The organism is Bacillaceae bacterium S4-13-56 (assembly GCA_040191315.1).
Taxonomy (GTDB): Bacteria; Bacillota; Bacilli; order Bacillales; family JAWJLM01; genus JAWJLM01.
Window position 1 is genome coordinate 12,161 of sequence record JAWJLM010000028.1, and the last position, 24,337, is coordinate 36,497.

Genomic DNA, 24,337 nt, shown 5'->3' on the forward strand with positions numbered 1-24,337 from the left:
ACCTACACCTCCACATCGTGTGGTTCGTAGTCTTTTCTGAGTGGGTGACCAATCCAATCCTCTCCTAGCATAATTCGTTTTAAGTCCGGATGGTTCTTGAAACGAATACCAAGGAGATCATACGCTTCACTTTCTGGCCAGTTAGCTCCCTGCCAAAGTGGAACGAGTGATTCGATTTCAGGTTGATCCCGATCAATTGAGACTTTTAATGCCACTGATTGCTGATTTTTATAGGAATACAAATGCACATAAACTTCCATATGAGTTTGAAAGTCTGTTCCATGAATTTCTGATAAATAGTCAAAACCAAGCTGCTCATTATACTTCAAAAATTCAGCGACTTTGAAGTATGTATCACTCTTTGCTACGAGTGTTGGTACATCCTTAGATAGCCGGTTAATATAGGAATCTTCTAAAACGTCCTCCCCAAGATTCTCAGCTATCACCTTGAGATATTTATCCAGTATTGGTTGATTTGGAGATGGCTTTTGTTCTTCAACCGATTCATCCTTTGCGGAAGCTCCACCACCAGCGTTTGCTTTTGCTGCTGCGGATGCTTTCGCCTTGGCAATAGCTGCAGCTTTTGCCTTCGCTTTTTCATCATCTGGCGCATCTGATCCCGCGGCTTTTCCTTTTGCTGCTGCGGCTGCTTTTGCCTTGGCTGCGGCTGCAGCTTTCGCCTTCGCTTTTTCATCATCTGGCGCATCTGATCCCGCGGCTCTTCCTTTTGCTGCTGCGGCTGCTTTCGCCTTAGCTGCGGCTGCAGCCTTTGCTTTTGCGGCTGCGACCGCTTTCGCCTTTTCATCATCTGGCGCATCTGATCCCGTGGCTGCGGCTGCTTTCGCCTTAGCTGCGGCTGCAGCCTTTGCTTTTGCGGCTGCGACCGCTTTCGCCTTTTCATCAGCGGAAGCTGCAGGCTTTTCTTCTTTTGACTCTTCTTTTGATTCTGCGGGGGCTGAATCATTGCCCTCTGACGCGTTCTTCTTAGCTTCTGCTCGCGCTTTCGCTGCGGCAGCAGCTTTTGCTTTCGCCTCAGCGGCCGCTTTCGCCTTTTCATCAGCGGAAGCTGCAGGCTTTTCTTCTTTTGACTCTTCTTTTGATTCTGCGGGGGCTGAATCATTGCCCTCTGACGCGTTCTTCTTAGCTTCTGCTCGCGCTTTCGCTGCGGCAGCAGCTTTTGCTTTCGCCTCAGCGGCCGCTTTCTTTTTTTCTAACTCTTTATCCTCACTCACTGATTACTCACCCGCTTTCCTGTTTTAGCTTCATAGCGGATTTTTTCCTGTAGCTTATTAATTCCATAAATAAGTGCAGCTGGATTGGGCGGACAACCGGGAATATAGACATCCACCGGCACGATTTGATCGACACCTTTAACGACTGAGTATGATTTTACGTATGGGCCACCAGCAGTTGCACAAGAACCCATGGCGATTACCCATTTCGGCTCTGGCATTTGGTCATACAAGCGTCGTACAATGGGAGCCATTTTTTTTGTTACAGTACCAGAAACGATCATAACATCGGATTGACGAGGCGATGTACGGAAAAAGGATCCGAAGCGGTCAAGGTCATAATGTGAAGACCCAACCCCCATCATTTCAATGGCACAACAAGCTAGGCCGAAAGTCATCGGCCATAAAGAATTACTACGAGCCCATCCTTTTACCTGATCAAGAGTAGCCACAAAGACGTTACGCTCAAGCTCCGCCTTTTCTTCTGGTGTGAAATTCTCAAGATTTAATTCCATTCTAGCACCTTCTTTTTCCAAGCATAGATTAATCCTAGTAGTAGCATCGCCACAAAGATGAGCATCTCAATTAGTGCAAAAATACCAAGTTTATCGTAGGCAACTGCCCATGGATAAAGGAACACTGTTTCAACATCAAAAATAACGAACATTAGGGCAAATATATAATAACGTACGTTAAACTGAACTCTTGCATCTCCTGATGGCTCTATCCCACTCTCATACGTTACCTTCTTTGCTGCCGATGGTTTGTGAGGGCGTAAAAAACGCCCGAGTGTTAACGCCACTATCGGAAGCAATATTCCTAATGTCAGGAAAACGAAAACCACAATATAGCTATTTTGATAGACGTGGAGTCCTTCCATTTCCCTCCCCCTCCGTGCGTAAATTTTTTTTTGCTTTGATATCGCTATCATTATATCAAACTCATTTTTAGGTGTCGATAAAACCTACTAGATTGTCCACCCAAATATTCATGTCATAACCCATATTATCTAAAATACTTTGAAAATACCATGACAAACGTGGTTGCATAATAAGGGAAAACAACGTATAATAATAAGTTTTTAATCGTTAGTACTGTTACAAAATCTGTATTAATTTTGACGGACTTATAAGCGTTTTATATTTCACAACGTTTCCATTTTTCAAAACTACTTTATTTCAATAAAGTAAAATGAGACTTCCGTCAGTGGACGTCCCCCACAGATGATTGGCGCCCAAGAAGAAATTACCTAGAGATCCTTGTATCAATCGGACATTCACGAGTAGTTTTCTCCCGCCTAATCTTTTCGTTTCCCTTAAGACTTGAGGTAAGGGTATTACTCCCATGAAAATAAAAAATAAATTTTTTCATCCTCGTTGGAAAAACTTGCTTCATGGTTGGTTGCCCGTTCCTCCGGATAAATTTTTGGTTTAAAAATCTTTTTATAATTGATCTCTTTTCTGTTGTAATACAGTCTTTTTAAAAATTTATATTTAAAGTAGTTTTTCTTTGTTTTTTGAATACAATTTCACATAGTATAAGACTTTATTGTTCACAAATTGTTCATTTATTAATTTAGTAAAAATGTAATATTTATTTGAATAGTAATATTTACTTTCATTAGATAATTTAGGTGGGAGGTATAGATTAACTTAGTTTTTCCTGGATTGTTAAATTTTCCATCCTTGTTTCTGTAGCTTGCTTCATGTTTCATGCGGGATAAAACTTCCCTAAGAATCCACAATAACGAGAGCACATTAACTATAACACTTCCAGAGTACCCGTAGATTAAAAATTAATTTAATCATTTCCATAAGGAAAAGCGCAAGTGCCCCTCGAAATTAGAAAAGCGCAAGCGCCCTTGATCATCGACGTAAGGCATCGATAAAGGATCGTCGGCTAAAACCGTCACATCGTGTGGTGACCTACATCCTCGAAAAAGCACGCTTTTTCTTCGTGCGAAGTAGTTCATTGTAGCTTTCCTGTCCTGTAGGCCCAAAGGAAACACGGTTCACGAGGGCTCGCATCCTGCGAGTCAGTTCGGTGTTGCGACAAATGTTTTCGGTGGGCCGAGTAATCGGATAACCGAACCTCCTTCATCGATGTTGACTTATCGATGGAGAGGAGGGAACCGACTCTAGTCGATAGGGCGCTTGCGCTAGACAAATTTTATACTTTCTCATCTTGAAAAAAACAAAGGCAACCTCGGTAAGAGATTGCCTTTCTTCCATTTAATATTATCGCTGTCCTGCGACATTTAGTCGGTTGATGGCACGACGGAGTGCATATTCGGCGCGCTTGAAGTCAATGTCGTCTTGCTTCACTTGGAGACGACGCTCGGCGCGTTCTTTTGCACGACGAGCACGTTCGATGTCAATATCTGAAGGTTTTTCTGCAGACTGCGCAAGGATGGTAACCTTATCTGGGCGAACCTCAAGGAACCCTCCGCTAACGGCAACTAGATCTGTATTGCCTTCCTTTTTCAATCGAACTGCACCAACAGTCAATGGGGCGACGAGCGGGATATGACCTGGCAGAATACCAAGCTCCCCACTTTCAGCCTTCGCACTCACCATTTCATATACATCATCTAAGACCGGGCCATCAGGAGTGACAACACTCACAGCTAGTGTTTTCAAAGTTACCCCTCCTTGGGCTAATGGGGGAAGTCAACAGGTTTGACCTAGTCAAAATTTAAACTCAACATCAAACCTTGACCGAGGTACCTTTCCCCTTATTCCATAGATTTTGCTTTTTCTATTACTTCTTCGATGCGTCCTACGAGGCGGAATGCGTCTTCTGGAAGGTCGTCGTATTTACCCTCAAGGATTTCTTTAAATCCACGGACAGTTTCTTTTACAGGAACATAGGACCCTGGTTGGCCTGTAAACTGCTCGGCAACGTGGAAGTTTTGAGATAGGAAGAACTGGATACGACGGGCACGTGCTACAGTTAGCTTGTCCTCATCAGAAAGTTCGTCCATACCTAGTATTGCAATAATATCTTGAAGCTCACGGTAGCGTTGAAGTGTACGTTGAACTTCACGAGCTACGTTGTAATGCTCTTCCCCAACGATTGCTGGGTCAAGAGCGCGAGAAGTAGATGCTAGTGGGTCCACCGCTGGATAAATTCCTTGCTCAGAAAGCTTACGCTCAAGGTTAGTTGTTGCATCTAAGTGAGCAAATGTTGTTGCTGGTGCTGGGTCTGTATAGTCATCGGCTGGAACGTAGATCGCCTGGATTGACGTAACAGATCCTTTATCAGTTGATGTGATACGCTCTTGTAACTGACCCATTTCTGTTGCAAGTGTTGGTTGGTAACCTACCGCAGATGGCATACGACCAAGTAGGGCAGATACCTCAGAACCTGCTTGTGTAAAACGGAAGATGTTATCGATAAAGAATAACACGTCTTGTCCTTGCTCGTCTCGGAAATATTCCGCCATGGTCAAACCAGTTAGGGCTACACGCTGACGAGCACCTGGTGGTTCGTTCATCTGACCGAATACCATCGCTGTCTTTGCAATAACTCCAGAGTCTTTCATTTCATAGTAAAGGTCATTACCTTCACGAGTACGCTCTCCAACTCCAGCGAATACGGAAATACCACCGTGCTCCTGAGCGATGTTGTTGATTAGCTCCTGGATTAATACCGTTTTACCTACACCGGCTCCACCGAATAGACCGATCTTACCTCCCTTGATGTAAGGGGCAAGTAAGTCTACAACTTTAATTCCAGTTTCCAAAATTTCAGTTTCGGTTGCTAGGTTTTCAAACTTTGGAGCTTCGCGGTGAATTGGATCACGACGAATTCCTTCTGATAGTGGCTCATCAAGGTCAATTTTTTCTCCAAGAACGTTAAAAACTCGACCAAGAGTAATGTCACCAACAGGTACAGAAATAGGAGCTCCTGTGTCTATTACTTCCATATCACGTTTAACTCCATCAGTAGAAGACATCGCAACAGTACGAACAGTGTCATCTCCTAAATGAAGAGCAACTTCAAGTGTAAGGTCAATGCTTACATCGGATTCATTTTCTGCTGTATAACGAATTTGCAGCGCGTTATAGAGTTCAGGTAGTTGCCCACGCTCGAATCGCACGTCAACTACTGGTCCCATAACCTGAGTTACGCGTCCTTTAATCATCGACTTTCCCTCCTAACTTTCTCCTAATTATTCAAGGGCAGCGGCTCCACCGACGATCTCGGTGATTTCCTGAGTAATTGCTGCTTGACGTGCACGGTTATAAGACAATGTAAGGGAACCAATGAGTTCATCTGCATTATCTGTTGCACTTCTCATGGCTGTCATTCGTGAGGCGTGTTCACTAGCTTTTCCATCGAGAAGGGCACCGTAAATTAGGCTTTCAGCGTATTGTGGAAGCAAGACTTCCAATATTTCTTGTTCATTTGGTTCATATTCGTAGGTTATTGGCTCTGTACCTTTAGATTCAAGATCTGTAATTGGCAATAGCTTATCCTCTGTTACTTCGTTCGAAATCGCACTTACATAGTGATTATAATAGACATATAGTTCATCGATTTGTTCGTTAGTATAGAGGTCTACTGTTCGACTTGTAATATCTTTTATTTCTGCGAATTCTGGCTGATCTGCTATACCGACAATTTCCATTTCCACTGGCATATTGCGTTTTTTGAAAAAGTCACGCCCCACACGTCCAATGGCAATGATCATATATTCATCGGTAGATTTATGTCGTTTCTTTATAGTCTGAAAAACCGTTCGTAAAATGCTACTATTGTATGCCCCAGCTAATCCACGATCTGAGGTAATGACAAGATAACCTGTCTTTTTCACAGGGCGGGAAGAGAGCATTGGATGATCTACATCCACACTACCCGATGCCACACTTTCTACTACTTCTTGGATCTTTTTCATATAAGGGACAAAGGATTTCGCATTTTGTTCCGCACGATTTAGTTTCGAAGCCGATACCATTTGCATAGCCTTGGTAATTTGCTTCGTCTTTTTCGTAGAGGAAATCCGGTTCTTAATATCTCTTAGAGATGCCACGCCTTCTCACCGTCCTTTCTTCCGGTTTTAGAAGATGTTGCCCACAGGGACAAAACTTATTCAGAGATTACAAAAGTCTTTTTAAATGCTGCAATTGCGCTCTTGAACGCTTCCTCATCCGGAAGGTTTCCAGTTTCACGAATGGAAGACAGTAAATCTGAATGATTTTTTTCAAGATAATTATACATTTCTGATTCGAACCGTAGTACATCTTGAACTGGAATATCATCTATCATACCTTTGGTTAAGGCAAATAGAATTGCAACTTGCTTTTCAACCGCTAGCGGCTGATGTAAGCCTTGCTTTAATACCTCTACGGTACGCGCCCCACGGTTTAGTTTTGCTTGTGTTGCTTTATCTAAGTCAGAGCCGAATTGCGAGAATGCTTCAAGCTCGCGGTAAGATGCAAGGTCTAGACGTAACGTACCAGATACCTTCTTCATCGCTTTAATTTGCGCTGAACCCCCTACACGGGATACGGATAAACCTGCGTTAACGGCAGGACGTACACCTGCGAAGAAAAGGTCAGATTGTAAGAAGATCTGTCCATCTGTGATCGAAATTACATTTGTTGGAATATAAGCAGAGATGTCCCCAGCTTGTGTTTCAACGAATGGAAGTGCCGTTAAAGAACCTCCACCTTTTGCATCACTCAATTTCGCTGCGCGTTCAAGTAAGCGAGAGTGCAAGTAGAATACATCCCCTGGGAATGCTTCACGACCTGGAGGACGACGCAATAATAAGGAAAGCTCACGGTAAGCTGCCGCTTGCTTAGAAAGGTCATCATATACAAGAAGTACGTGCTTTCCGTTGTACATGAACTCTTCACCCATAGTTACACCAGAATATGGTGCTAGGTATAATAATGGGGCGGGTTGTGACGCACCTGCAGTTACAACGATTGTATAATCAAGCGCACCATGCTTACGAAGAGTTTCTACAGTTCCACGAACGGTAGATTCCTTTTGCCCAATGGCTACATAGATACAGATCATATCTTGACCCTTTTGGTTAATGATTGTATCGATTGCAACAGCGGTTTTCCCTGTTTGGCGGTCTCCGATGATCAACTCGCGCTGACCACGACCAATTGGAATAAGAGAGTCAATTGCTTTAATCCCTGTTTGTAGTGGTTCATGAACGGATTTACGGTCCATAACCCCCGGTGCAGGAGATTCGATAGGACGAGTTTTATTCGTTTCGATTGGCCCCATACCATCTATAGGTTGCCCTAGTGGGTTTACGACGCGTCCTAAAAGAGCGTCTCCGACTGGTACCTGCATGATACGTCCAGTACGACGAACTTCGTCTCCCTCACGGATTTCTGTATATGGGCCAAGGATAACAATACCGACGTTACTTTCCTCAAGGTTTTGAGCGAGACCCATTACACCGGTTTTTGTAAATTCTATAAGCTCTCCGGCCATAACGCTGTCAAGGCCATGAGCACGCGCAATCCCGTCACCGACTTGGATAACAGTACCCACATCACTGACTTCTATTTCCGACTCATAGTTTTCAATTTGCTGTTTAATTAGAGAGCTAATTTCTTCAGCTTTGATGCTCATGCATTTCACCCCTATCTCTATTTGTTCACCGTTATTTTGCTAGTAGGCTTCTTTCGATGCGAGCAAGCTTTCCGCTTATGCTACCATCATAAATTCGGTTTCCTATTTTTAACTTGACCCCTCCGATAATGGATGGATCGATAATGGTACGAATACGTATTGAAGATTTATTCGATTTTGCAGTAAAAATTTGCTCAAGTTCTTTCTTTTCGTCGTTAGTTAGCTCGCGAACGGAGTAAACATCAGCATCCGCTATATTACGATAGTCATTGGATTGTTCCATAAAAAATTGAATCATATCCACGACTGAATCTTCGCGACGACGATCCACAAGTAACGCAAGCGTATTTCTAATTTCTTTTGATATCCCCTTAAAGGCTGTATCCAAAAGCTGATGTTTTCTTTCTCTCGACACGCCTGGGTGATTTAAATAAGGAAGTAACTTATCGTTTGTCACAAAAACCTCACGTACTGTACGTAGCTCTTCTTCTAGTATTTCAAGCATTGATTTTTCTTTTCCAATCTGAAAAAGAGCTACTGCATAACGTTTCGCTACTACTGGATTACTCATCGGTTTTCCCCTACTTCTTTGAGGTAATCTTGGATAAGTTTATCTTGATCTTTAGCGGAAATTTCTTTTTCAATAACTTTGCTAGCGATTTGAACAGATAAGGTAGCCATATGATCTTGAAGAGCTTTGATGGCATTTTTCTTCTCTTGGCCAATTTCTTGACGAGCTGCTTCTTTTAATCGATCTGCTTCTGCACGTGCAGTCGCAATAATGTTTAGCTCCTGTTCTACAGCCGCTTTCCGTGCTTCCTCAATAATTTGTTGTGCCTCTTGACGGGTTTTCTTCAATTGTTCTTGTGCTTCACGGTTTTGACGTTCCGCTTCTTCACGGTTTTTCTCTGCTGTATCAATTTCGTTTGCTATATGCTCTTCTCGTTCGTGCATAACCTTAAGCAAAGGTCCCCACGCGTACTTTTTAAGAAGGAATAACAAAACCAGAAATGCTACGAGCTGATATATGATATCAATTATATTGACACCGGCTGATGCTGCCTGTAGCACAAGAGTTTCTGCTCCAAATTGCACGACCTACACTCCTTTCACTTCACAAGGAAATCCTAGGGGATTTTAACCCTAGGGTTTTTTATCAAAAATGTCATTTTGACGAATATTCGTAAAGGAATGGCGAAGTCTCTTAAGTAAAAGCTTCGCCATTATGAAAAACTGTGTTAGATTGTTACATTACCATAAATGCGACAACTACTGCGATGATAGGAATCGCTTCTACTAACGCAACCCCGATAAACATAGTAGTCTGAAGTGCACCACGTAATTCTGGTTGACGAGCAATCCCCTCGACTGTACGAGATACGATCATCCCGTTACCAAAACCAGCTCCTAAAGCTGCTAGTCCAATTGCAATTGCTGCTGCTAATGCTTCCATGTTATAAATTCCTCCTCTTTATATTAGGTAGTTGTTGTTTATTATTAATGGTCTAGACTCACTTTGTGGGCCATGTAAACCATTGTTAACATTGTAAAGATAAATGCTTGAATTGCACCAATAAATACGCTAAATGCCTGCCATAAAAGCATTGGAATAAATCCTCCAAGGGCACCGAGAATTCCGCTTGTTCCTAAGCCCACGAGTAGTCCCAACATAATTTCACCGGCATAGATATTCCCGTAAAGACGGAGGCCAAGCGTTAAGGTATTGGAAAATTCCTCAATAACCTTAAATGGAAATAATAATGGAATTGGACTGACAAATCCTTTTCCATATTCCTTTGCACCTTTCAGCTTAACTCCGTAATAATGACTAAGTACGACAACAAGCACGGCTAGCGTAAGGGTAATCGTTGCATCTGCCGTTGGTGATTTCCACCATAGTTCGTGATCAAATACAACTGCAAAAGGTAACCCCAGCATGTTTGAAACAAAGATATACATGAGGAGTGTTAGTCCTAGAATTAGGAAGCGTCCTCCTGTTTTCCAATCCATCGTACTATCTATGATCCCTTTGACAAAGTCAACCACCCACTCCATAAAGTTCTGAAGACCACGTGGTTTACGTTCTAAAGTTCTGGTAAAGCTAAGGGCTAGAATAAAAACGAGGACTGATGAAACGGTAATCATTAAAATATTTGATAAATTTACTGTCAACCAAGGAATTCCAAAGAGTTCCCGGACCGGTGATTCGTGATCCATACTTCTTCACCTCACTTCCTATCGCTAGACTGAATGATTTGCAAGAAAAATTCTATCATAATGACTAAATAAGAAGTCATTAATCCAATGACAATACCTATGATTGAAAGCTGATCCTCGAATTCTATTGCGATCATGACAGCAAGTGCTGCTGCTGCAAGCCGAGTAAAGGTCCCTAACGATCGGGCCGTTCGCCCATATTCAATTGCCTCTCCTAGCTTGTCAATTTTTCGTTGTAACAACCAGAGGTTATAGAAGCTTAAAATTGCTCCAATAAGTATACTGAGGAAAAAATATTGATAGGGTGTGAATCCCCATCCCACTACTAAAAATGCTAACAAAAACAGCATAAATTTACGCTGACGACTAACCATTTGTCCATAAGGGAGCATTATGATTTTTCTCCTGTGAATTTTCTAATTAGGTACAGTGTTCCAAAAACTCCTGTCCCAAGGCCCAATAATAGCCCCGCGATAAGGAAAATCGGCATTGTATGTAATTGCTTGTCCAACCACTTCCCTGCAAAAATGCCAATCAAAGTACATCCTGCAAGTTGAGATAAAATTCCACTCGTTAAGGCCATTGCTCGAAAAGGGTATTCTTGTTTTTCCGACAATTTTCCACAACCTCACGACAAATATTGAAAACCTTATCATTTCCATACTAAAATAGCATACAATAGGCATTTTTTAATGTCAATTAATTTAAAGTAAAATATATTACATGGGTAATTTTACAAATTCGCGAACAATTTGTGAATATTTATATCAATTTTTTATTCTATTTTTTCTATATTATCCTTTATTTGAATGGGTATGCTGCGTAGCAATATATAGAAAACTATTCTTGGGTTGTGTACACATAAGAAAAGCGCAAGCGCCAAGCCTTTGTGGCGAATACCTTAGTTGCACTTATGCAGATAGGAAAGTTTTATACTTTCCCATCTGTTAAAAAAGACCTTGCCACATTCACTACGGGCAAGATCTAGCATGCTGATCTGTCAGCTAGTTATAATATAGCAGCTCGTTATTTTATTCGGGCATACCAAAATCCATGTCTGAAAATTCATGGTTGTCCTTGCAGGCAAAAAGAACATCACAAACTTTATCTTTGTTAATTAGTCTTCATCAGGCAATGAAGTCACCGAAAATGGCTTAATCTTGCTTGTTTTGTACTGTATTCAAGATAAGGGATGCTCCATCAAATTGCGTAAACTAACCATCAGTAGGTATTGAAGTTTCCCTTTATTCTATCTGTATAGTTCCTTCATAAGAGGAATATCCAAAAGCAGTTTTTGCTTGGATGACGGCTAGATAGATGCCCGGTTCTCCTGCTTCGTGAGTGGAGAGGCTGCCTTCAATCAATCCCGCTTCTAGGTCTCCATCAGTTAACAACGTCCTTTTAAACTCCAATGTATTGGGATCATACAAATCAATCGTTAACTCCTCCACATCTTCCGCCACATAAATTTTATATTTATATTCATCCTGCTCGAGTGGATTTCGCATCCATTCCAAAGCGGTGATACGAGGAAAATTTGCGTCCTTTACAATAAAGAAATAGGGAAGTTGAAACGTTTTTCTGTCAACCGTACTGTCAGCTTTCCTTTTTTTGTCAGAGTTATTTTCTGAGTCTCCCCCCCTAGAAGCTGTCCTTTCTGTAGGAACAGACTCCACCTTCAGCCACCCCTCATGGATACCCTTGGCAGCCTGAGATGTGTGAACTCGGAAACTAACCTCGATTTCCCTCTTTTCCCCCGGGCCAAGCGTCACTGGTAAAGGGAGCTTCCACTGGACCCCTTTTTCCAAAGGAGGGGATTTGAAGGTGTAGGTTTGCGTGACGTTGGCCTTGTTTTGAATGGTCATGGTGTGGCTGCGGGTTTCGGTCGGTTTCATGATGCGACCGAAGCTGAGTTTGGTGCTGGTGATCAGGGTTTTGGTGTTGATGGCTTCGGCTGGGGAGACTTTGCCCATTCCTTGTTGGGATGGTGACAGTGGGTCTCCGTTTTTATCGGTGATTGGCTTGGCGGTTGTGAGCAGAGCGGCTTTGAGTTCGGTGTTGGTCCAGTCTGGGTGGGCCTCCTTGAGCAGCGCCATAATTCCGGCGATATGCGGCGAGGCCATGCTGGTTCCTTGGAGCGCCTCGTAGCCTTCATTGGGCACGGTACTCATGATCGCAACCCCGGGCGCGAGGATGTCCGGCTTGATATCCCAGTTTGTGGTCACCGGCCCGCGCGAGCTAAAGTCGGCAAGCTCGTCCTGTGACGTCCGCTCCTTCGTTCCAATCCACTGCTTCTGGTCAATAATATTCTCCTTCAGCCACCTCCCATCCTCCATCGTGATTCCCGCCACCGGAATATCCACTGGTTCTGTCAAGCTTCCTTGAAAAAGTTGACCAGGTTCGTTGTTGGCCACAAGTAGCGCAACAGCTCCCTTAGCGCGTGCCTGTTCGGCCTTCTCTTGGAAGGGGATGTCGTTGCGTTCATCGAGTATGATTTTTCCTCTGGCGGTTGCGTGATTTTCATTGGTGTTATGTGTGGCTTGATGTGTGAGTGCATTTGTTTTCTGCTGATCAGACTTTTTATTGGATAGGCTCGTTGTATTTTTTAAGTCTTTCATCTCTACGATAGGATGACGCTGAGTTAAGTCCCATGGAATCGATCCCATCATGGGTACGATTGGGATTTTTTTGTTGTGAAAGGAGTCGTAGAGAAATGGTGTTGTTAATTCGGGTGTGGAAGCCCCAACGGCAATTGAGTGGGATGCTGTGGCTGGTGAGCCGACGGTCCATGGAGCCGGTCCTGAGTTTCCGTTAGCAACAACAGGGATAACTCCCATTTCCGCTGCTTTGTTAATCGCTTTGCTTGTTGGCCAGTCTGGTCCGTTTACATTGCTTCCTAGGGAAAGGTTGATAATATCCATCCCGTCTTTGACTGCTTTTTCAATGGCCGCAATGACTTGAACACTAGTTCCACTTCCACCAGGTCCAAGTGCCCGGTAGGAGTAGAGGCTGACATCAGGTGCAATCCCTTTCATGTCCCCATTTGCACCAATGACTCCAGCCACGTGAGTGCCATGTAGGGTGGCTAGACCCTCAGGCTCTTTGGTTTCCATTGGATCGTCATCGAGGTCGACGAGGTCATATCCCCCCCTGTAGTTTTTTCGGAGATCTGGATGTTTATGATCTATTCCTGTATCGATTACCCCGACCTTAACGCCTTTTCCGGTATAAGGAAATTCATAGGGGAAAAGTTGATCATCAGTTCCAAGGATGAATGGTATGCTTTTATTAATCTCTTTGTCGTCTGTCAAGGTACTACTTTTTGATTTTCTGTTAGTGGATTTTGCGGTTGGCAGAGCTTGATAGGTATGCACAGGATGGACAGATGCTCTTGCGCCTGCCTGCATAATGATTTTATCAAGAGACTGTTGATTTCCTTTCACAGCGACTGCTTGTAAAAGAGTGTCAAAGACCTGGATCACCTCGACCCCTTGCACATAATTTTCAATATCTTTTTTTACCTCGTGTGGATTGCGATCCGTTTCAATGATCCAGGAGTTTTCATCATCAGTTTCTGCCTGTTTGGTCTGAGGAGCAAGGCTTACACTGGTTATGATCAAGGCTAGGATTATTATTTTGTGTAGTAATGATTGGGGTTGGGCTGCTTTCATTTTTGCTCTGCTCCTTTTCTAGGTGGTTAAAAGAATATTTGCGTAGTTATTATTGTGGATGATTTAGACGAAGTTCATTCATGGTTTTGCGAATGTTTTCAAATGAGCGTGTTGGTGGGGACGGTTCTCAGCGTGAAAAATGAGGATTATCAAGGGTTTAAAAATGAACGGTTCCATTAACAAGACTTTTTAATTTTATAAAACAAACAGCCCTATGTTTAACGTAAGCATAGGGCTTATTCTTTGCTCAATATTCCATCTTAATGCTCAACTTTTGTTTCTTTCGCGCAAGTTAAATCCTTTACGCGCGGATTAAGTAGGGGCTATGCTCAAAATTCGAATATTTATGCTCGGGTTTTAGAGTTGAATGCTCACGTCCTCTCCCCTATGCTCAACACCTAGCTGTAATGCTCAAAATATGAGATCCATGCTCATTCTGTAATGTTTATGCGTGAAATCTCAAGGAGGTATGCTCTGGTTGATAACTCTATGCTCAAATTCCACATTCAAAAAATGTGCTTTGCGCAATATTCCCCTCCTATGCTCACTAATGAAAAAAACCCAAGGGTAACTTGGGTTTTTTTCACAGTTAAACTAATTATTTTGTGCCAAACAGCCTGTCCCCAGCGTCACCAAGACCTGGAACAATGTAGCCGTGCTCGTTTAGTTTTTCATCAAGTGCTGCTAGGTAGATGTCGACATCTGGGTGTTCTTTTTTTACAGCTTCCACGCCTTCTGGAGCCGCGATGAGGCACATTAAACGAATATTTTGTCCTCCACGTTTCTTTAAGCTGTGAATTGCTTCGTTAGCGGAACCACCGGTCGCTAGCATTGGATCGATAACAATTAATTCACGCTCTTCGATATCAGATGGTAGCTTTACATAATATTCAACGGGCCGTAATGTTTCTGGATCACGGTAGAGACCAATGTGGCCCACTTTAGCTGCTGGAATCAGCTTCAAAATTCCGTCTACCATGCCAAGTCCGGCACGTAGGATTGGAATGAGTCCTAACTTTTTACCAGTTAAAACCTTTGCCTTAGCTGCTGCCACAGGAGTCTGAACGGTCACTTCCTCCAGAGGTAAGTCACGAGTAATTTCGAAAGCCATAAGAGTTGCTACTTCATCAACAAGTTCACGAAATTCCTTTGTACCTGTTGTGGTTTCACGTATGTAAGTTAGCTTATGCTGAATTAACGGATGGTCAAAAACATATACCTTTCCCATGAGCTGATCTCTCCTTTATTTTAAATCTTCCTCTAAGCATCCAACAAATTGTACTGAAAATTTACATTCGTTGCAAGTGAATGGATGAACACTTTAGTAAAAATTCACATCTTCTAAGAAAACAGGCCGACCTCCCCCACCTTTATCATTCGACAAAATTCGGGTGGTGACAGGCACCAAAAAAACAGCACTCCAAAGAAGTGCTGCTTCGTTCATAAATTTATTTCACATTCAGTAATTCGCGATAGAGTGGAAATTGGGCGTTTAATTTTTGAACTGCCAATTTTGCTTCTTCTAACGCACCTTCATTTTCATGATTTTTAAGTGCTTTGCCAATGATGGATGCGATAGTTTGCATCTCGGTTTCTTTAAATCCACGAGTTGTTACTGCAGCTGTTCCGACACGTATTCCGCTAGTTACAAATGGACTTTCTGGATCAAACGGAATCGTATTTTTGTTGGTTGTAATTCCAATATCGTCTAACGCTTTTTCAGCGACTTTTCCGGTTAGACCTAAACCACGAACATCCAATAAAATTAAGTGATTATCTGTACCACCAGATACGAGACGAATTCCCTCTGCTTGAAGGGCTTCTCCCAATGCCTTAGCATTTCTCTTTACCTGTTGGGTGTATTCTTTAAAGTCTAGGCTTAAAGCCTCCTTAAAAGAAACGGCTTTTGCTGCGATGACATGCATCAATGGACCACCTTGGATCCCAGGAAAAACAGATTTATCAATCTTTTTCCCATACTCTTCCTTACATAGAATCATACCTCCGCGAGGTCCACGTAAGGTTTTATGAGTAGTTGTAGTGACAAAATCAGCATATGGAACTGGACTTGGGTGTTCGCCCGTAGCAACTAAACCAGCAATGTGAGCCATGTCGACCATTAAGTATGCTCCAACTGCATCAGCGATTTCACGGAATTTAGCAAAATCAATGACACGGGAGTAGGCACTTGCACCAGCCACAATAAGCTTAGGCTGAACCTCCTTCGCCCTTTCCAAAACAGCGTCATAATTGATCGTTTCTGTTTCTTTATCCACTCCATAATCAACAAAATTATAAAGTTTTCCACTGAAGTTTACAGGACTTCCATGGGTTAAGTGGCCCCCATGACTTAGATTCATACCAAGAACAGTGTCACCTGGATCAAGGATGGTGAAGTATACGGCCATATTAGCTTGTGCACCTGAATGGGGCTGAACGTTTACATGTTCCGCACCAAAAAGCTCCTTCGCTCGATCTCGAGCAAGGTTTTCCGCTACATCTACGTACTCGCATCCCCCATAATAACGGCGACCTGGATAGCCCTCTGCATACTTATTGGTAAGAACAGATCCTTGCGCCTCCATGACCGCTTCTGAAACAAAGTTTTCAGAGGCAATCAATTCAATTTTGTCCTGCTGTCTTCCTTGCTCAAGCTTGATGGCCTTTAGTAGTTCTGGATCGACCTTTTCTAAGTAATCCATGAAATCATCCCCTTTATCAGTATATATGTTCAACGTATATTACGTTTTTCCCTAGATACCTAGTTTTTCTTTGTGCAGTATATCTTCAAAAACATGGATCATACCTCTCCGTGTTTTTGATCTAACGTATATACAGCACGTTCTCCCCCGATCAGTTTCGGGCGTGTTTTAGCCATTGTAACATGCGCTTTTCCAATTTGCTTCTTTTTTAGACGAATTGGGACAGCTACCCGTTTTAAATGCATTCCAATAAAAGTGTCTCCTATATCTATTCCTGCATCTGCCTCAATTGTCTCTACCAAAACGGGGTCCGCCATATGACGATAAGCGAAACTAGCCATAGAACCACCTGCTTTCGGAACGGGTACGGCGCTGACCTGTGTCAAACCACGTTCTTTCATCGTCTTTTTTTCAACAACTAAAGCTCGATTTAAATGCTCACAACATTGGAAAGCTAGTTCCACGCCTGTTTTTTTCTGAAAACTAGAAAAAGCGCCAAAGAGGTCGCGGGCAATTTCTTCACTACCAGAGCTTCCAATCCGGTGTCCTGAAATTTCACTTGTTGAGCATCCTATGACAAAAAGGTCGCCTTCCTGAGAGTGGTTTAGATCGACCCATTCTTGCAAAATTGCTTCCAAATCCTCTTTCAATCGAATCACCTCATTAAATATACGGAAAGAGAAGCATTAAACACTTCTCTTTCTCTTGTTAGTTATTAGTTTTCGTATTCCGAAATTTTGCTGACACGACGGGCATGACGTCCACCTTGGTAAGAAGCTCCAAGCCATGCTTTAACAATTTCGGTCGCGAGTCCAGGGCCAATAACACGCTCACCCATGGCTAAAATATTGCTATCATTATGTTCTGCAGTTAATCTTGCGCTATACACATCATGTACGAGTGCACAACGAATTCCTTTTACCTTATTAGCTGAAATCGACATTCCAATCCCAGTTCCACAAATTAATATTCCTTTATCCACTTCCCCATTGGCAACTTTTTCAGCTGCAGGAAAAGCGAAATCAGGATAGTCCACTGAATCAGAACAATCACAGCCCATATCCTCATATTCATAACCAAGTTCATCGAGGAGATTAGCAATTTCTTTACGGAGGTTGATTCCTCCATGATCTGATGCTAAGACAAGCTTCATTTATGACACTCCTTTTTTAAAAGATGAGAAAGTATAAAATTTGTCTAGCTCCAGCACCCTATCGACTAGAGTCGGTTCCCTCCTCTCCATCGATAAGTCAACATCGATGAAGGAGGTTTGGTTATCCGATTACTCGGCCCACCGAAAACATTTGTCGCAACACCGAACTGACTCGCAGGATGCGAGCCCTCGTGAACCGTGTTTCCTTTGGGCCTACAGGACAGGAAAGCTACAATGAACTACTTCGCACGAAGAAAAAGCGTGCTTTTTCGAGGATGTAGGTCACCACACGATGTGACGGTTTTAGCCGACGATCCTTTATCGATGCCTTACGTCGATGATCAAGGGCGCTTGCGCTTTTCTAACTATCAGCATTCAGTTTTAGTCGGTAGATAGTATAAGAAACGCATCGTTTCTCTAATAAGTAAATTTTTCGATCTGCTTTTTTAAAGCATTTGCTTGTTTTTCTAATGCATACGTAATCTCACTTATATTTTCAATTAAAGTATTTTGCTCTTGAATGGAGGCATTAACTTCCTCGGTTCCTGCCGATGTTTCCTCAGCAACAGAAGAGACCTCATGGGATTGTACGGAGGTTTTATTCATCGCCTCTAGTTGGTCTTCCACAATACTTGAAATTTCCTCCACTGCTTCTACAACTTCATGAATAGACTCAGTCATTTCATCGATCGCCTGGTTAGTTTGAGTACCTTTCGCAGCCTCTTTTCGTGCGAATTCAACTTGGTTTGTGATTTTGGATACAACCTGTTGAACATCTGCTTGAATCGATGAAATTAATGATGATATGCCTTGAACGGCTTTTCCGCTTTCATCAGCCAGCTTGCGAACTTCATTAGCTACAACAGCAAAGCCCTTTCCATGTTCACCAGCACGCGCTGCTTCAATAGAAGCATTCAGCGCAAGAAGGTTGGTTTGTTCTGCAATTTCCCCAACAAGAGAAATAATCTTTTCAACTTCCTTCGCATTTTGTTCCAAACTTTTTACAGATTGTAAAGAAAATTCTTGTTCGTTGGCAATGCTTTGAATTCCAACCACAAGCGATTGTACGATTTTCTTACTTTCATTTAGGGTTGTCACCATATCATCTGATAATTCCCGAGAATGACCTGCTTTTTCTTTCACTTTTCCTGCTAGATTTGTAGATTCTTCGATGGATTCTGCAGTCACTTGGATGGAGGAAGCAGTAGATTCTGCGCCTGCCGCAATTTCTTGAATTGCTTTTGAGATGGCATCTGCATGAGTTGAAGCCTGTGTTGCTGCGCTCTTAATGTTATTCACGGATTCATTGGTTTCATGAAAATTACCATCTATATCGCGGACCATTTGGCGAAGATTCGCAAGCATTTGGTCAAACGCCACACTTAAAGCCTTGATCTCATCATCTGACTTAGGAATGACGATAGTTTCTTCGATATTTCCAGCAGCCGCCTGTGTCGCAGCCTTTTCCAGTCTGTTTAATGGTCTAATAATAAATTGAGCGGCAAAATAAACTAAAATTCCGGACCAAATGATCCCTAGAAATAAGGTTATAATGGTAAACCATGTTTCTGATATGTTTATGAAGTCCTTAGCATAATCATAAACAAAATAAATAAAAAAGCCGCTTGTCGTGTAGGTAATTAGGGCTAGAAAAGTGGTAAGCGTGACAAGCTTTAATCGCAAGCTAAATTTGTATTTTTTTTTCAAGTGTTTCCCCTCCAGAATTATCAACCTATCTCATCTTCATTTTCTAATTTTCCGACAAGAAGTTCAACATATTTTTCTAATTCTTCAAAAGTTTTCTCATATACATGCTGTGGACCACCAAATGGGTCCATAATATCGCGTGATTCATTGGAGTCTATATTGACATATTCTTTAAGAGTAAACACTTTTCTTCCCGTCTCTGGAAATTCCATAATTAAAGCTTGTTTATGCTCCTCTGTCATGGTGAGGATGAGGTCTGCCCAATCTATGACTTCCTTTGAAACAGGTTGAGATTGATGCTCACAAGGAATTCCCTTTGCTTGAAGTGCGTTCTGAGTCCCCTCAGATGCCGGCATCCCCGGCCCAGCATACACTCCTGCTGACTTTACATTGAATTGACTTGGATATTTATGCTTTAAAATTGCCTCCGCCATTGGGCTACGGCATGTATTCCCTGTGCACACAAACAAAATATTCTTCATGCCTATCTCCTACCTCACATGTATTTACGTTAAAACTATACCATAATTAGGGGCTGTTTCCAAAGGGAAGAAAAGATGTGGCGTTATTCATTTTCTAACTAAGACAGGTTGAATAATTTGAGTGCTTTTTTGTTCACTAGAGTGGTGTTTGAACCCTTTTAGTGGTTTGTGTGCCACTTTATTCACTTGTGTGACGATTCATTTGGTTGGGTGATGGTTTGAAAAATTTAAGTGCTAAAGAACTGGTTTTAAGTGACGATTTTTTCGTGGATAGTGACTATCTCTTAGTTTGGGTGCTAGTCATATAAGTTGGGTGCCACAACAGGGATTTGTGTGAAGGTCAAAATTGGGTTAGGTGCTAAAATATTAGTTTAAGTGCCATCTGACAATCACTTGAGTGCCGAAAGAAAGGTTTGAGTGACACCTAAAATCATTCAAACAAGCTGACCAATACTCTTGTGTCGGATTTTCGGACACTTTTATCAACTAAATAACAGCGAATTTTTAAGCGCCACAAAAAACCAGGGTCCCTCCAATCCCCAAAAACAATTAACACAAAAAACACCGGCCCCCATCCAGAAGCCGATGTTTTTCAAAATAATAAACGCAATCCTAATCCAAGCAGGATGCTCGCACCAAGTATTTCACTGTAGACACCGAGCCAGCTACGAACGTGACGGCCAAGCAACAGGCCCGCCCAAGTGAGCGCCATACTAGCCCCACCAAACAGAATGAGAGCTAGGACAATTTTAGCTCCGAACATCCCTAGACTTAAACCAACGGAGAAACTGTCCAGGCTCACACTTAAAGCAAAAACAATGAGACCCATCCCATGAGGATTCACGACATTCTCCTCCTCTTCACGAAGAGTCCCCCAAAACATCTGTATCCCCAAAAGGAGTAATAACAGGCCGCCTACACCTTTTGCATATGCACCAAATTGATGGGACAACAAATCTCCCAATATTACCCCAGCCAGAGGCATAATCATATGAAAAATACCAATCACGATCCCAATCATAGCAATCCGTTTAAGCCGGAGCGGGATCATCCCCATCCCTAAGCTAACAGAAAAAGCATCCATCCCTAGTGCAAAGGCCATAATGCTTAATGTAATAAATTCTCCAAAAAGTTCGCTAGACACCATGAGTTCCCCCTAGGACATGCTACAGTTCACTATATGCCGTCCTTAAGGAGAATAGACTTCTTTTATTATCAAAATGGATACGCTCAAGTAACATTCAATTAATTATTTCAGAAAAAGATTTATCGCACAGGAACGAGCGGAATAAATCTTAAGTAAAATGAGGAAAATTCACCGATTGGTTCAAGCACCTTTAGGTCAATCCGCGGGGGATGACCATTCACTTTACTATGCCATCCAAACTCCCGTCGCAGCCTTCTCCAAACGATTCATCACAGCAACCCCAATACCCACCGGTAAAACAGGTTCACAAAGAATCACATCCACCCTTTCCCTGGAAAAACTCCTCAAGGTAGAATAAAGATTTTTGGCTATATCTTCTGGCCGTTTAGATGAGCCGTAGGACAAGATTTGCTCTACGTTCCAGTCCTCGGGGGGACTTCCGTCGTTCGGGATTTTCATTAAATGTTCATCAGCGGTAATGAACCCTACTCTTTTTCCTTGCTGATGAAGCTCCTCTATCTTTTGATCAACCCATGAGAAGGGGCCATCTACTATATATAAGGGAACTTCTGGGGCATAGTGAGTGTATTTCATTCCAGGTGATTTAGGCTTTTCTTTCTCCTCTGTCAACGATGGATCGAGTACAATGGTTCCGATCACTTTTTCAATTTCTTCGCGAGTGACACCACCCGGACGAAGAATTTCCGGAATCTCTCCAGTAACATCTAACACGGTTGATTCTACACCGACTCCCGCTGGACCTCCATCAAGAATTCCAGCTATTTTTCCGTCCAAATCAAGCAGGACATGTTGTGCTGTTGTTGGACTTGGACGTCCAGAACGGTTGGCACTTGGGGCAGCAATGGGGCATCCACAGGCTTTAATGAATTCCAAAGCAACTGGATGATCAGGTATCCGCACTCCGACTGTAGATAACCCGGCAGTCACATTCTCTGCTGCTTGTCCATTGCTTGGCAGAATTAAAGTCAATGGGCCAGGCATAAAGGCGTCGATTATGCTCTCGGCCAGTGAGGGAATGTTTGCCGCAACCAACAGTAGGTCCTCTTTTTGAGCAACGTGTACAATGAGAGGGTTATCAGATGGGCGACCTTTTGCCTCGTATATTTTTTTTATCGCAAGGGGGTTGGTGGCGTCTGCTCCTAGCCCATAGACGGTTTCGGTTGGAAAGGCGATGACGTCCCCCATTTGAACGTGTTGGGCGGCTTGGTTGATGTTGTTTTTGTCGTTAGGCGTTAAGTCAGTTGTTACGTTCCATTTGGTTGTTCCCATCGTATTGCTCCTTTAATATTGTTGTCTTTTATTATGAGTAGATTATGGGAGAAGTTCAAGTTTATCCACTTTATCCACTTTATCCACAGTGTTATCCACATGTTTGGGTGCTGAAAATCTATAGTTTTAGTTCGTTTTGTGGATATGTTTATGGTTTTACCTAATTTTATTCACATTGTTACCCACATTATTGGTTTGTCGTATTTTTTAGGTTAGCTTGCCAGTATGTTTGTCCATCTTTTCGGACTTCAGCGCTCTCTAATGGTGTAAATTGATGGGCTTCTAGGAGCCTGTCCGTTTCTTTGCTATGTGATGTTACTAACAGGTTATCCACACCTTCGCTTAATGCATGTTGTTTGATTCCATCCAATAGCATGATAATGGCTGATGGTGGGTTTCCTTGTTTTATATAGAAGGATCTTAATACTTTGGATTGTTCATTAACTGGGATAAGTGCGAAGAATCCAAGATCTTGTCCAGCTAGTTGGGCGATGTATCCATGTTCGATTAGTTCGGGTTGTGATTCTATTTGATAGAATTGTTCTTGAAAAAATAGTCTAAGTTGATCCTCCTTTGCTTTCTTGATTTGTAACACGGTATCCACTCTCCTTTAGTTTATTTACTACACTATCACCTACTATATGTTTTTCGGTTGATAGGATAAGAAAAAACTTGGGCTTTCTCTATTAAACCGGTGTCAACCCCAGTGTTACTAATATCCTATGTTCTACTATAAAAAAATAGAACGGTATTTTTGTAATATCCTTTTTCATATTAGCATAATCATGATTGCACTCATTGTTGGAGTTGTATTGCTAACGACAGGAAGAATTATACCTAGTCCGAGATAGTTCATCTGTGTATAATGTTGTTGATAAGTAGCTTTTCAATGTGAATAAGTTGGAAATATTCTAAAAGGTTGTGTATCGTTTTATCCCCCATGAATGGGCTTCACCAATAAGGATAAAATTTAATGTTTTATTTTCATGGGAGTAATACAAATCTTAAGTGAAATGAAAAGAGTAGATTGGGAATAAATGTCCGATTGGTTTAGTCATACCCTTGGGTGCTAACAATCTGCAGGGGACGGCCACTGATGAAAGATTCCCTTTTTTTAAAAAAGAAAAGCTGAGGTCCTAGGGGGGGAGGCCTCAGCTTTTCTTACGGTATATAGGCTATTAGCCGAAGAATTTTGAATACCATTCTAAGGCTAAAAATTTAACTTTTACTTTTGTGGATAACTCACGTTCTGGATAAGCTTCCACTGGATTAATGGATGTGCCATTTGCAAAATCAAGGAAACAGAGGGGTGGAAACAATACGCACCACCAGTTGGCTCCCTTTCCTTCACCTATGGTAATTAAAAGTGCTTCATATTCTCCTGCCGGGTAAAGATATGGTCCATACAATTTTGTTGGAAAATCTACTCGGTCAAATTTGACGCTAAAGTCTTGTACTTTCCCTTCCTGCTCCATTACTTCTTGCACAGCCACTTCCACTTCGGAAATATGGTCACGAATCACTTGACGGGCCTCTTCTAGATCATCTATCTCTGCCACCCACTCCGTAATTTGTGCATTTACGTGATCTCGGATTTTGCGCTTGAGATCCTGGTCATCATCCGCGTTGCTATTAGCAAGTATCCGAAGTCGGATTGCTTCATCTGGTATGACTTTATAATCCTCTCCGCTATAACCTTGTCCTTTATATGGGAAAACGGTAATCCCGATTGCTAGAATAATTAATAAAAAAATTCCCTTTCGTACCATGTCCAATTCCTCCCGAACTTGTTTCTTAGGAACATTATGGACAGATATCAAAGGGAGTATACATCACTTACTAGATTTTTTAGTAGAAAAATAGATTTAGTTTTATGGCGCGCGCATAGAGCTTGTTTATTGAGCATATCTCGTTAGTTTTGAGCTTACAGGGCATTGTGTTAAGAAAAGCCGCGCATTAACTCCTATTTTTTGAGCATAGCTTTTGGTCCTTTCGCGCATAAAATTTGGTTGCTGCGCTTATCGGATTTCTTTTGAGCATACATGGATTAACCTGAGCATTCACTTTAAAAGTCCGCGCATAAAACTCCAATTTTTGAGCATAGACCCTTACTTTTCCGAGCATAAGAGACTT

Annotated in this window: 24 protein-coding genes; all 24 read right to left on the minus strand. The window is 42.2% G+C overall.

The genetic code is table 11. The features are described 5' to 3' along the window. Positions 1–2: 2 nt before the first annotated feature. The 24 genes from RZN25_09185 to spoIIR all read right to left on the minus strand — a co-directional run bounded on the left by RZN25_09185 (position 3) and on the right by spoIIR (position 23,973). Positions 3–1,232, minus strand: coding sequence for an NADH-quinone oxidoreductase subunit C (locus RZN25_09185; GenBank protein ID MEQ6376990.1), 1,230 nt, complete (start codon positions 1,230–1,232; stop codon positions 3–5). Then, positions 1,229–1,747 (minus strand): NADH-quinone oxidoreductase subunit B family protein, encoded by a 519-nt coding sequence (locus tag RZN25_09190; protein ID MEQ6376991.1) that lies wholly within the window; start codon positions 1,745–1,747, stop codon positions 1,229–1,231. Before RZN25_09190 ends, RZN25_09185 begins: the two co-directional genes overlap by 4 nt. After that, positions 1,738–2,112: an NADH-quinone oxidoreductase subunit A gene (locus RZN25_09195; GenBank protein MEQ6376992.1), complete on the minus strand. Its 375-nt coding sequence runs from the start codon at positions 2,110–2,112 to the stop codon at positions 1,738–1,740. Before RZN25_09195 ends, RZN25_09190 begins: the two co-directional genes overlap by 10 nt. A 1,357-nt stretch (positions 2,113–3,469) precedes the next feature. After that, a complete protein-coding gene (locus RZN25_09200) occupies positions 3,470–3,871 on the minus strand; it encodes a F0F1 ATP synthase subunit epsilon (protein ID MEQ6376993.1) in 402 nt (133 codons plus the stop codon). Between the two features lie 95 nt (positions 3,872–3,966). Continuing rightward, positions 3,967–5,379, minus strand: a complete 1,413-nt coding sequence (gene atpD, locus RZN25_09205) for a F0F1 ATP synthase subunit beta (GenBank protein ID MEQ6376994.1) — start codon at positions 5,377–5,379, stop codon at positions 3,967–3,969. Between the two features lie 27 nt (positions 5,380–5,406). Further along, positions 5,407–6,267 carry a F0F1 ATP synthase subunit gamma gene (locus tag RZN25_09210; protein MEQ6376995.1) on the minus strand — a complete coding sequence of 287 codons (861 nt, stop codon included), beginning with the start codon at positions 6,265–6,267 and terminating at the stop codon, positions 5,407–5,409. Between the two features lie 56 nt (positions 6,268–6,323). Next, positions 6,324–7,835 (minus strand): F0F1 ATP synthase subunit alpha, encoded by a 1,512-nt coding sequence (atpA, locus tag RZN25_09215; GenBank protein ID MEQ6376996.1) that lies wholly within the window; start codon positions 7,833–7,835, stop codon positions 6,324–6,326. 31 nt (positions 7,836–7,866) lie between these two features. Beyond that, on the minus strand, positions 7,867–8,406 hold the full coding sequence (locus tag RZN25_09220; GenBank protein MEQ6376997.1) for a F0F1 ATP synthase subunit delta: 540 nt from the start codon (positions 8,404–8,406) through the stop codon (positions 7,867–7,869). Continuing rightward, positions 8,403–8,930 carry a F0F1 ATP synthase subunit B gene (gene atpF / locus RZN25_09225; GenBank protein ID MEQ6376998.1) on the minus strand — a complete coding sequence of 176 codons (528 nt, stop codon included), beginning with the start codon at positions 8,928–8,930 and terminating at the stop codon, positions 8,403–8,405. Before atpF ends, RZN25_09220 begins: the two co-directional genes overlap by 4 nt. Before the next feature lie 151 nt (positions 8,931–9,081). Further along, a complete protein-coding gene (gene atpE, locus RZN25_09230; GenBank protein MEQ6376999.1) occupies positions 9,082–9,288 on the minus strand; it encodes a F0F1 ATP synthase subunit C in 207 nt (68 codons plus the stop codon). Positions 9,289–9,332: 44 nt separating this feature from the next. Continuing rightward, entirely contained in the window at positions 9,333–10,052 is a 720-nt protein-coding gene (gene atpB, locus RZN25_09235) for a F0F1 ATP synthase subunit A (GenBank protein ID MEQ6377000.1), read from the minus strand. Between the two features lie 11 nt (positions 10,053–10,063). Further along, positions 10,064–10,444: an ATP synthase subunit I gene (locus RZN25_09240; GenBank protein ID MEQ6377001.1), complete on the minus strand. Its 381-nt coding sequence runs from the start codon at positions 10,442–10,444 to the stop codon at positions 10,064–10,066. Beyond that, positions 10,444–10,668, minus strand: coding sequence for an AtpZ/AtpI family protein (locus RZN25_09245; GenBank protein MEQ6377002.1), 225 nt, complete (start codon positions 10,666–10,668; stop codon positions 10,444–10,446). The genes RZN25_09240 and RZN25_09245 overlap by 1 nt, the downstream gene beginning before the upstream one ends. A 628-nt stretch (positions 10,669–11,296) precedes the next feature. Further along, complete coding sequence (locus RZN25_09250) at positions 11,297–13,723, minus strand: S8 family serine peptidase (GenBank protein MEQ6377003.1); 2,427 nt, start codon at positions 13,721–13,723, stop codon at positions 11,297–11,299. 598 nt (positions 13,724–14,321) lie between these two features. Continuing rightward, complete coding sequence (gene upp / locus RZN25_09255) at positions 14,322–14,951, minus strand: uracil phosphoribosyltransferase (GenBank protein MEQ6377004.1); 630 nt, start codon at positions 14,949–14,951, stop codon at positions 14,322–14,324. A gap of 220 nt (positions 14,952–15,171) precedes the next feature. Continuing rightward, the gene (gene glyA / locus RZN25_09260) at positions 15,172–16,425 is read right to left on the minus strand and encodes a serine hydroxymethyltransferase (protein MEQ6377005.1); all 1,254 of its coding nucleotides are present in this window, start codon (positions 16,423–16,425) and stop codon (positions 15,172–15,174) included. 98 nt (positions 16,426–16,523) lie between these two features. Then, entirely contained in the window at positions 16,524–17,084 is a 561-nt protein-coding gene (locus tag RZN25_09265) for a TIGR01440 family protein (protein ID MEQ6377006.1), read from the minus strand. 56 nt (positions 17,085–17,140) lie between these two features. Next, on the minus strand, positions 17,141–17,578 hold the full coding sequence (gene rpiB, locus RZN25_09270; GenBank protein ID MEQ6377007.1) for a ribose 5-phosphate isomerase B: 438 nt from the start codon (positions 17,576–17,578) through the stop codon (positions 17,141–17,143). 417 nt (positions 17,579–17,995) lie between these two features. Then, complete coding sequence (locus RZN25_09275) at positions 17,996–19,285, minus strand: methyl-accepting chemotaxis protein (protein ID MEQ6377008.1); 1,290 nt, start codon at positions 19,283–19,285, stop codon at positions 17,996–17,998. 20 nt (positions 19,286–19,305) lie between these two features. Continuing rightward, positions 19,306–19,767, minus strand: a complete 462-nt coding sequence (locus RZN25_09280) for a low molecular weight protein arginine phosphatase (GenBank protein MEQ6377009.1) — start codon at positions 19,765–19,767, stop codon at positions 19,306–19,308. A 592-nt stretch (positions 19,768–20,359) separates the two neighbouring features. Beyond that, a complete protein-coding gene (locus RZN25_09285) occupies positions 20,360–20,914 on the minus strand; it encodes a manganese efflux pump (protein MEQ6377010.1) in 555 nt (184 codons plus the stop codon). Between the two features lie 225 nt (positions 20,915–21,139). After that, positions 21,140–22,204, minus strand: coding sequence for an L-threonylcarbamoyladenylate synthase (locus RZN25_09290; protein MEQ6377011.1), 1,065 nt, complete (start codon positions 22,202–22,204; stop codon positions 21,140–21,142). A 187-nt stretch (positions 22,205–22,391) separates the two neighbouring features. After that, positions 22,392–22,799: a hypothetical protein gene (locus RZN25_09295; protein ID MEQ6377012.1), complete on the minus strand. Its 408-nt coding sequence runs from the start codon at positions 22,797–22,799 to the stop codon at positions 22,392–22,394. Between the two features lie 583 nt (positions 22,800–23,382). Further along, positions 23,383–23,973: a stage II sporulation protein R gene (spoIIR, locus tag RZN25_09300; protein ID MEQ6377013.1), complete on the minus strand. Its 591-nt coding sequence runs from the start codon at positions 23,971–23,973 to the stop codon at positions 23,383–23,385. Positions 23,974–24,337 lie beyond the last annotated feature (364 nt).

Excerpts from the sequence above, each read along its gene's own strand:
- atpD (MEQ6376994.1), bottom strand. The coding sequence starts at position 5,379 with ATGATTAAAGGACGCGTAACTCAGGTTATGGGACCAGTAGTTGACGTG.
- upp (MEQ6377004.1), bottom strand. The coding sequence starts at position 14,951 with ATGGGAAAGGTATATGTTTTTGACCATCCGTTAATTCAGCATAAGCTA.
- RZN25_09190 (MEQ6376991.1), bottom strand. The coding sequence starts at position 1,747 with ATGGAATTAAATCTTGAGAATTTCACACCAGAAGAAAAGGCGGAGCTT.
- atpB (MEQ6377000.1), bottom strand. The coding sequence starts at position 10,052 with ATGGATCACGAATCACCGGTCCGGGAACTCTTTGGAATTCCTTGGTTG.
- RZN25_09195 (MEQ6376992.1), bottom strand. The coding sequence starts at position 2,112 with ATGGAAGGACTCCACGTCTATCAAAATAGCTATATTGTGGTTTTCGTT.
- RZN25_09240 (MEQ6377001.1), bottom strand. The coding sequence starts at position 10,444 with ATGCTCCCTTATGGACAAATGGTTAGTCGTCAGCGTAAATTTATGCTG.
- glyA (MEQ6377005.1), bottom strand. The coding sequence starts at position 16,425 with ATGGATTACTTAGAAAAGGTCGATCCAGAACTACTAAAGGCCATCAAG.
- atpA (MEQ6376996.1), bottom strand. The coding sequence starts at position 7,835 with ATGAGCATCAAAGCTGAAGAAATTAGCTCTCTAATTAAACAGCAAATT.
- RZN25_09290 (MEQ6377011.1), bottom strand. The coding sequence starts at position 22,204 with ATGGGAACAACCAAATGGAACGTAACAACTGACTTAACGCCTAACGAC.
- atpE (MEQ6376999.1), bottom strand. The coding sequence starts at position 9,288 with ATGGAAGCATTAGCAGCAGCAATTGCAATTGGACTAGCAGCTTTAGGA.
- rpiB (MEQ6377007.1), bottom strand. The coding sequence starts at position 17,578 with ATGAAGCTTGTCTTAGCATCAGATCATGGAGGAATCAACCTCCGTAAA.
- spoIIR (MEQ6377013.1), bottom strand. The coding sequence starts at position 23,973 with ATGGTACGAAAGGGAATTTTTTTATTAATTATTCTAGCAATCGGGATT.
- RZN25_09280 (MEQ6377009.1), bottom strand. The coding sequence starts at position 19,767 with ATGAAGAATATTTTGTTTGTGTGCACAGGGAATACATGCCGTAGCCCA.
- RZN25_09220 (MEQ6376997.1), bottom strand. The coding sequence starts at position 8,406 with ATGAGTAATCCAGTAGTAGCGAAACGTTATGCAGTAGCTCTTTTTCAG.
- RZN25_09250 (MEQ6377003.1), bottom strand. The coding sequence starts at position 13,723 with ATGAAAGCAGCCCAACCCCAATCATTACTACACAAAATAATAATCCTA.
- RZN25_09285 (MEQ6377010.1), bottom strand. The coding sequence starts at position 20,914 with ATGGTGTCTAGCGAACTTTTTGGAGAATTTATTACATTAAGCATTATG.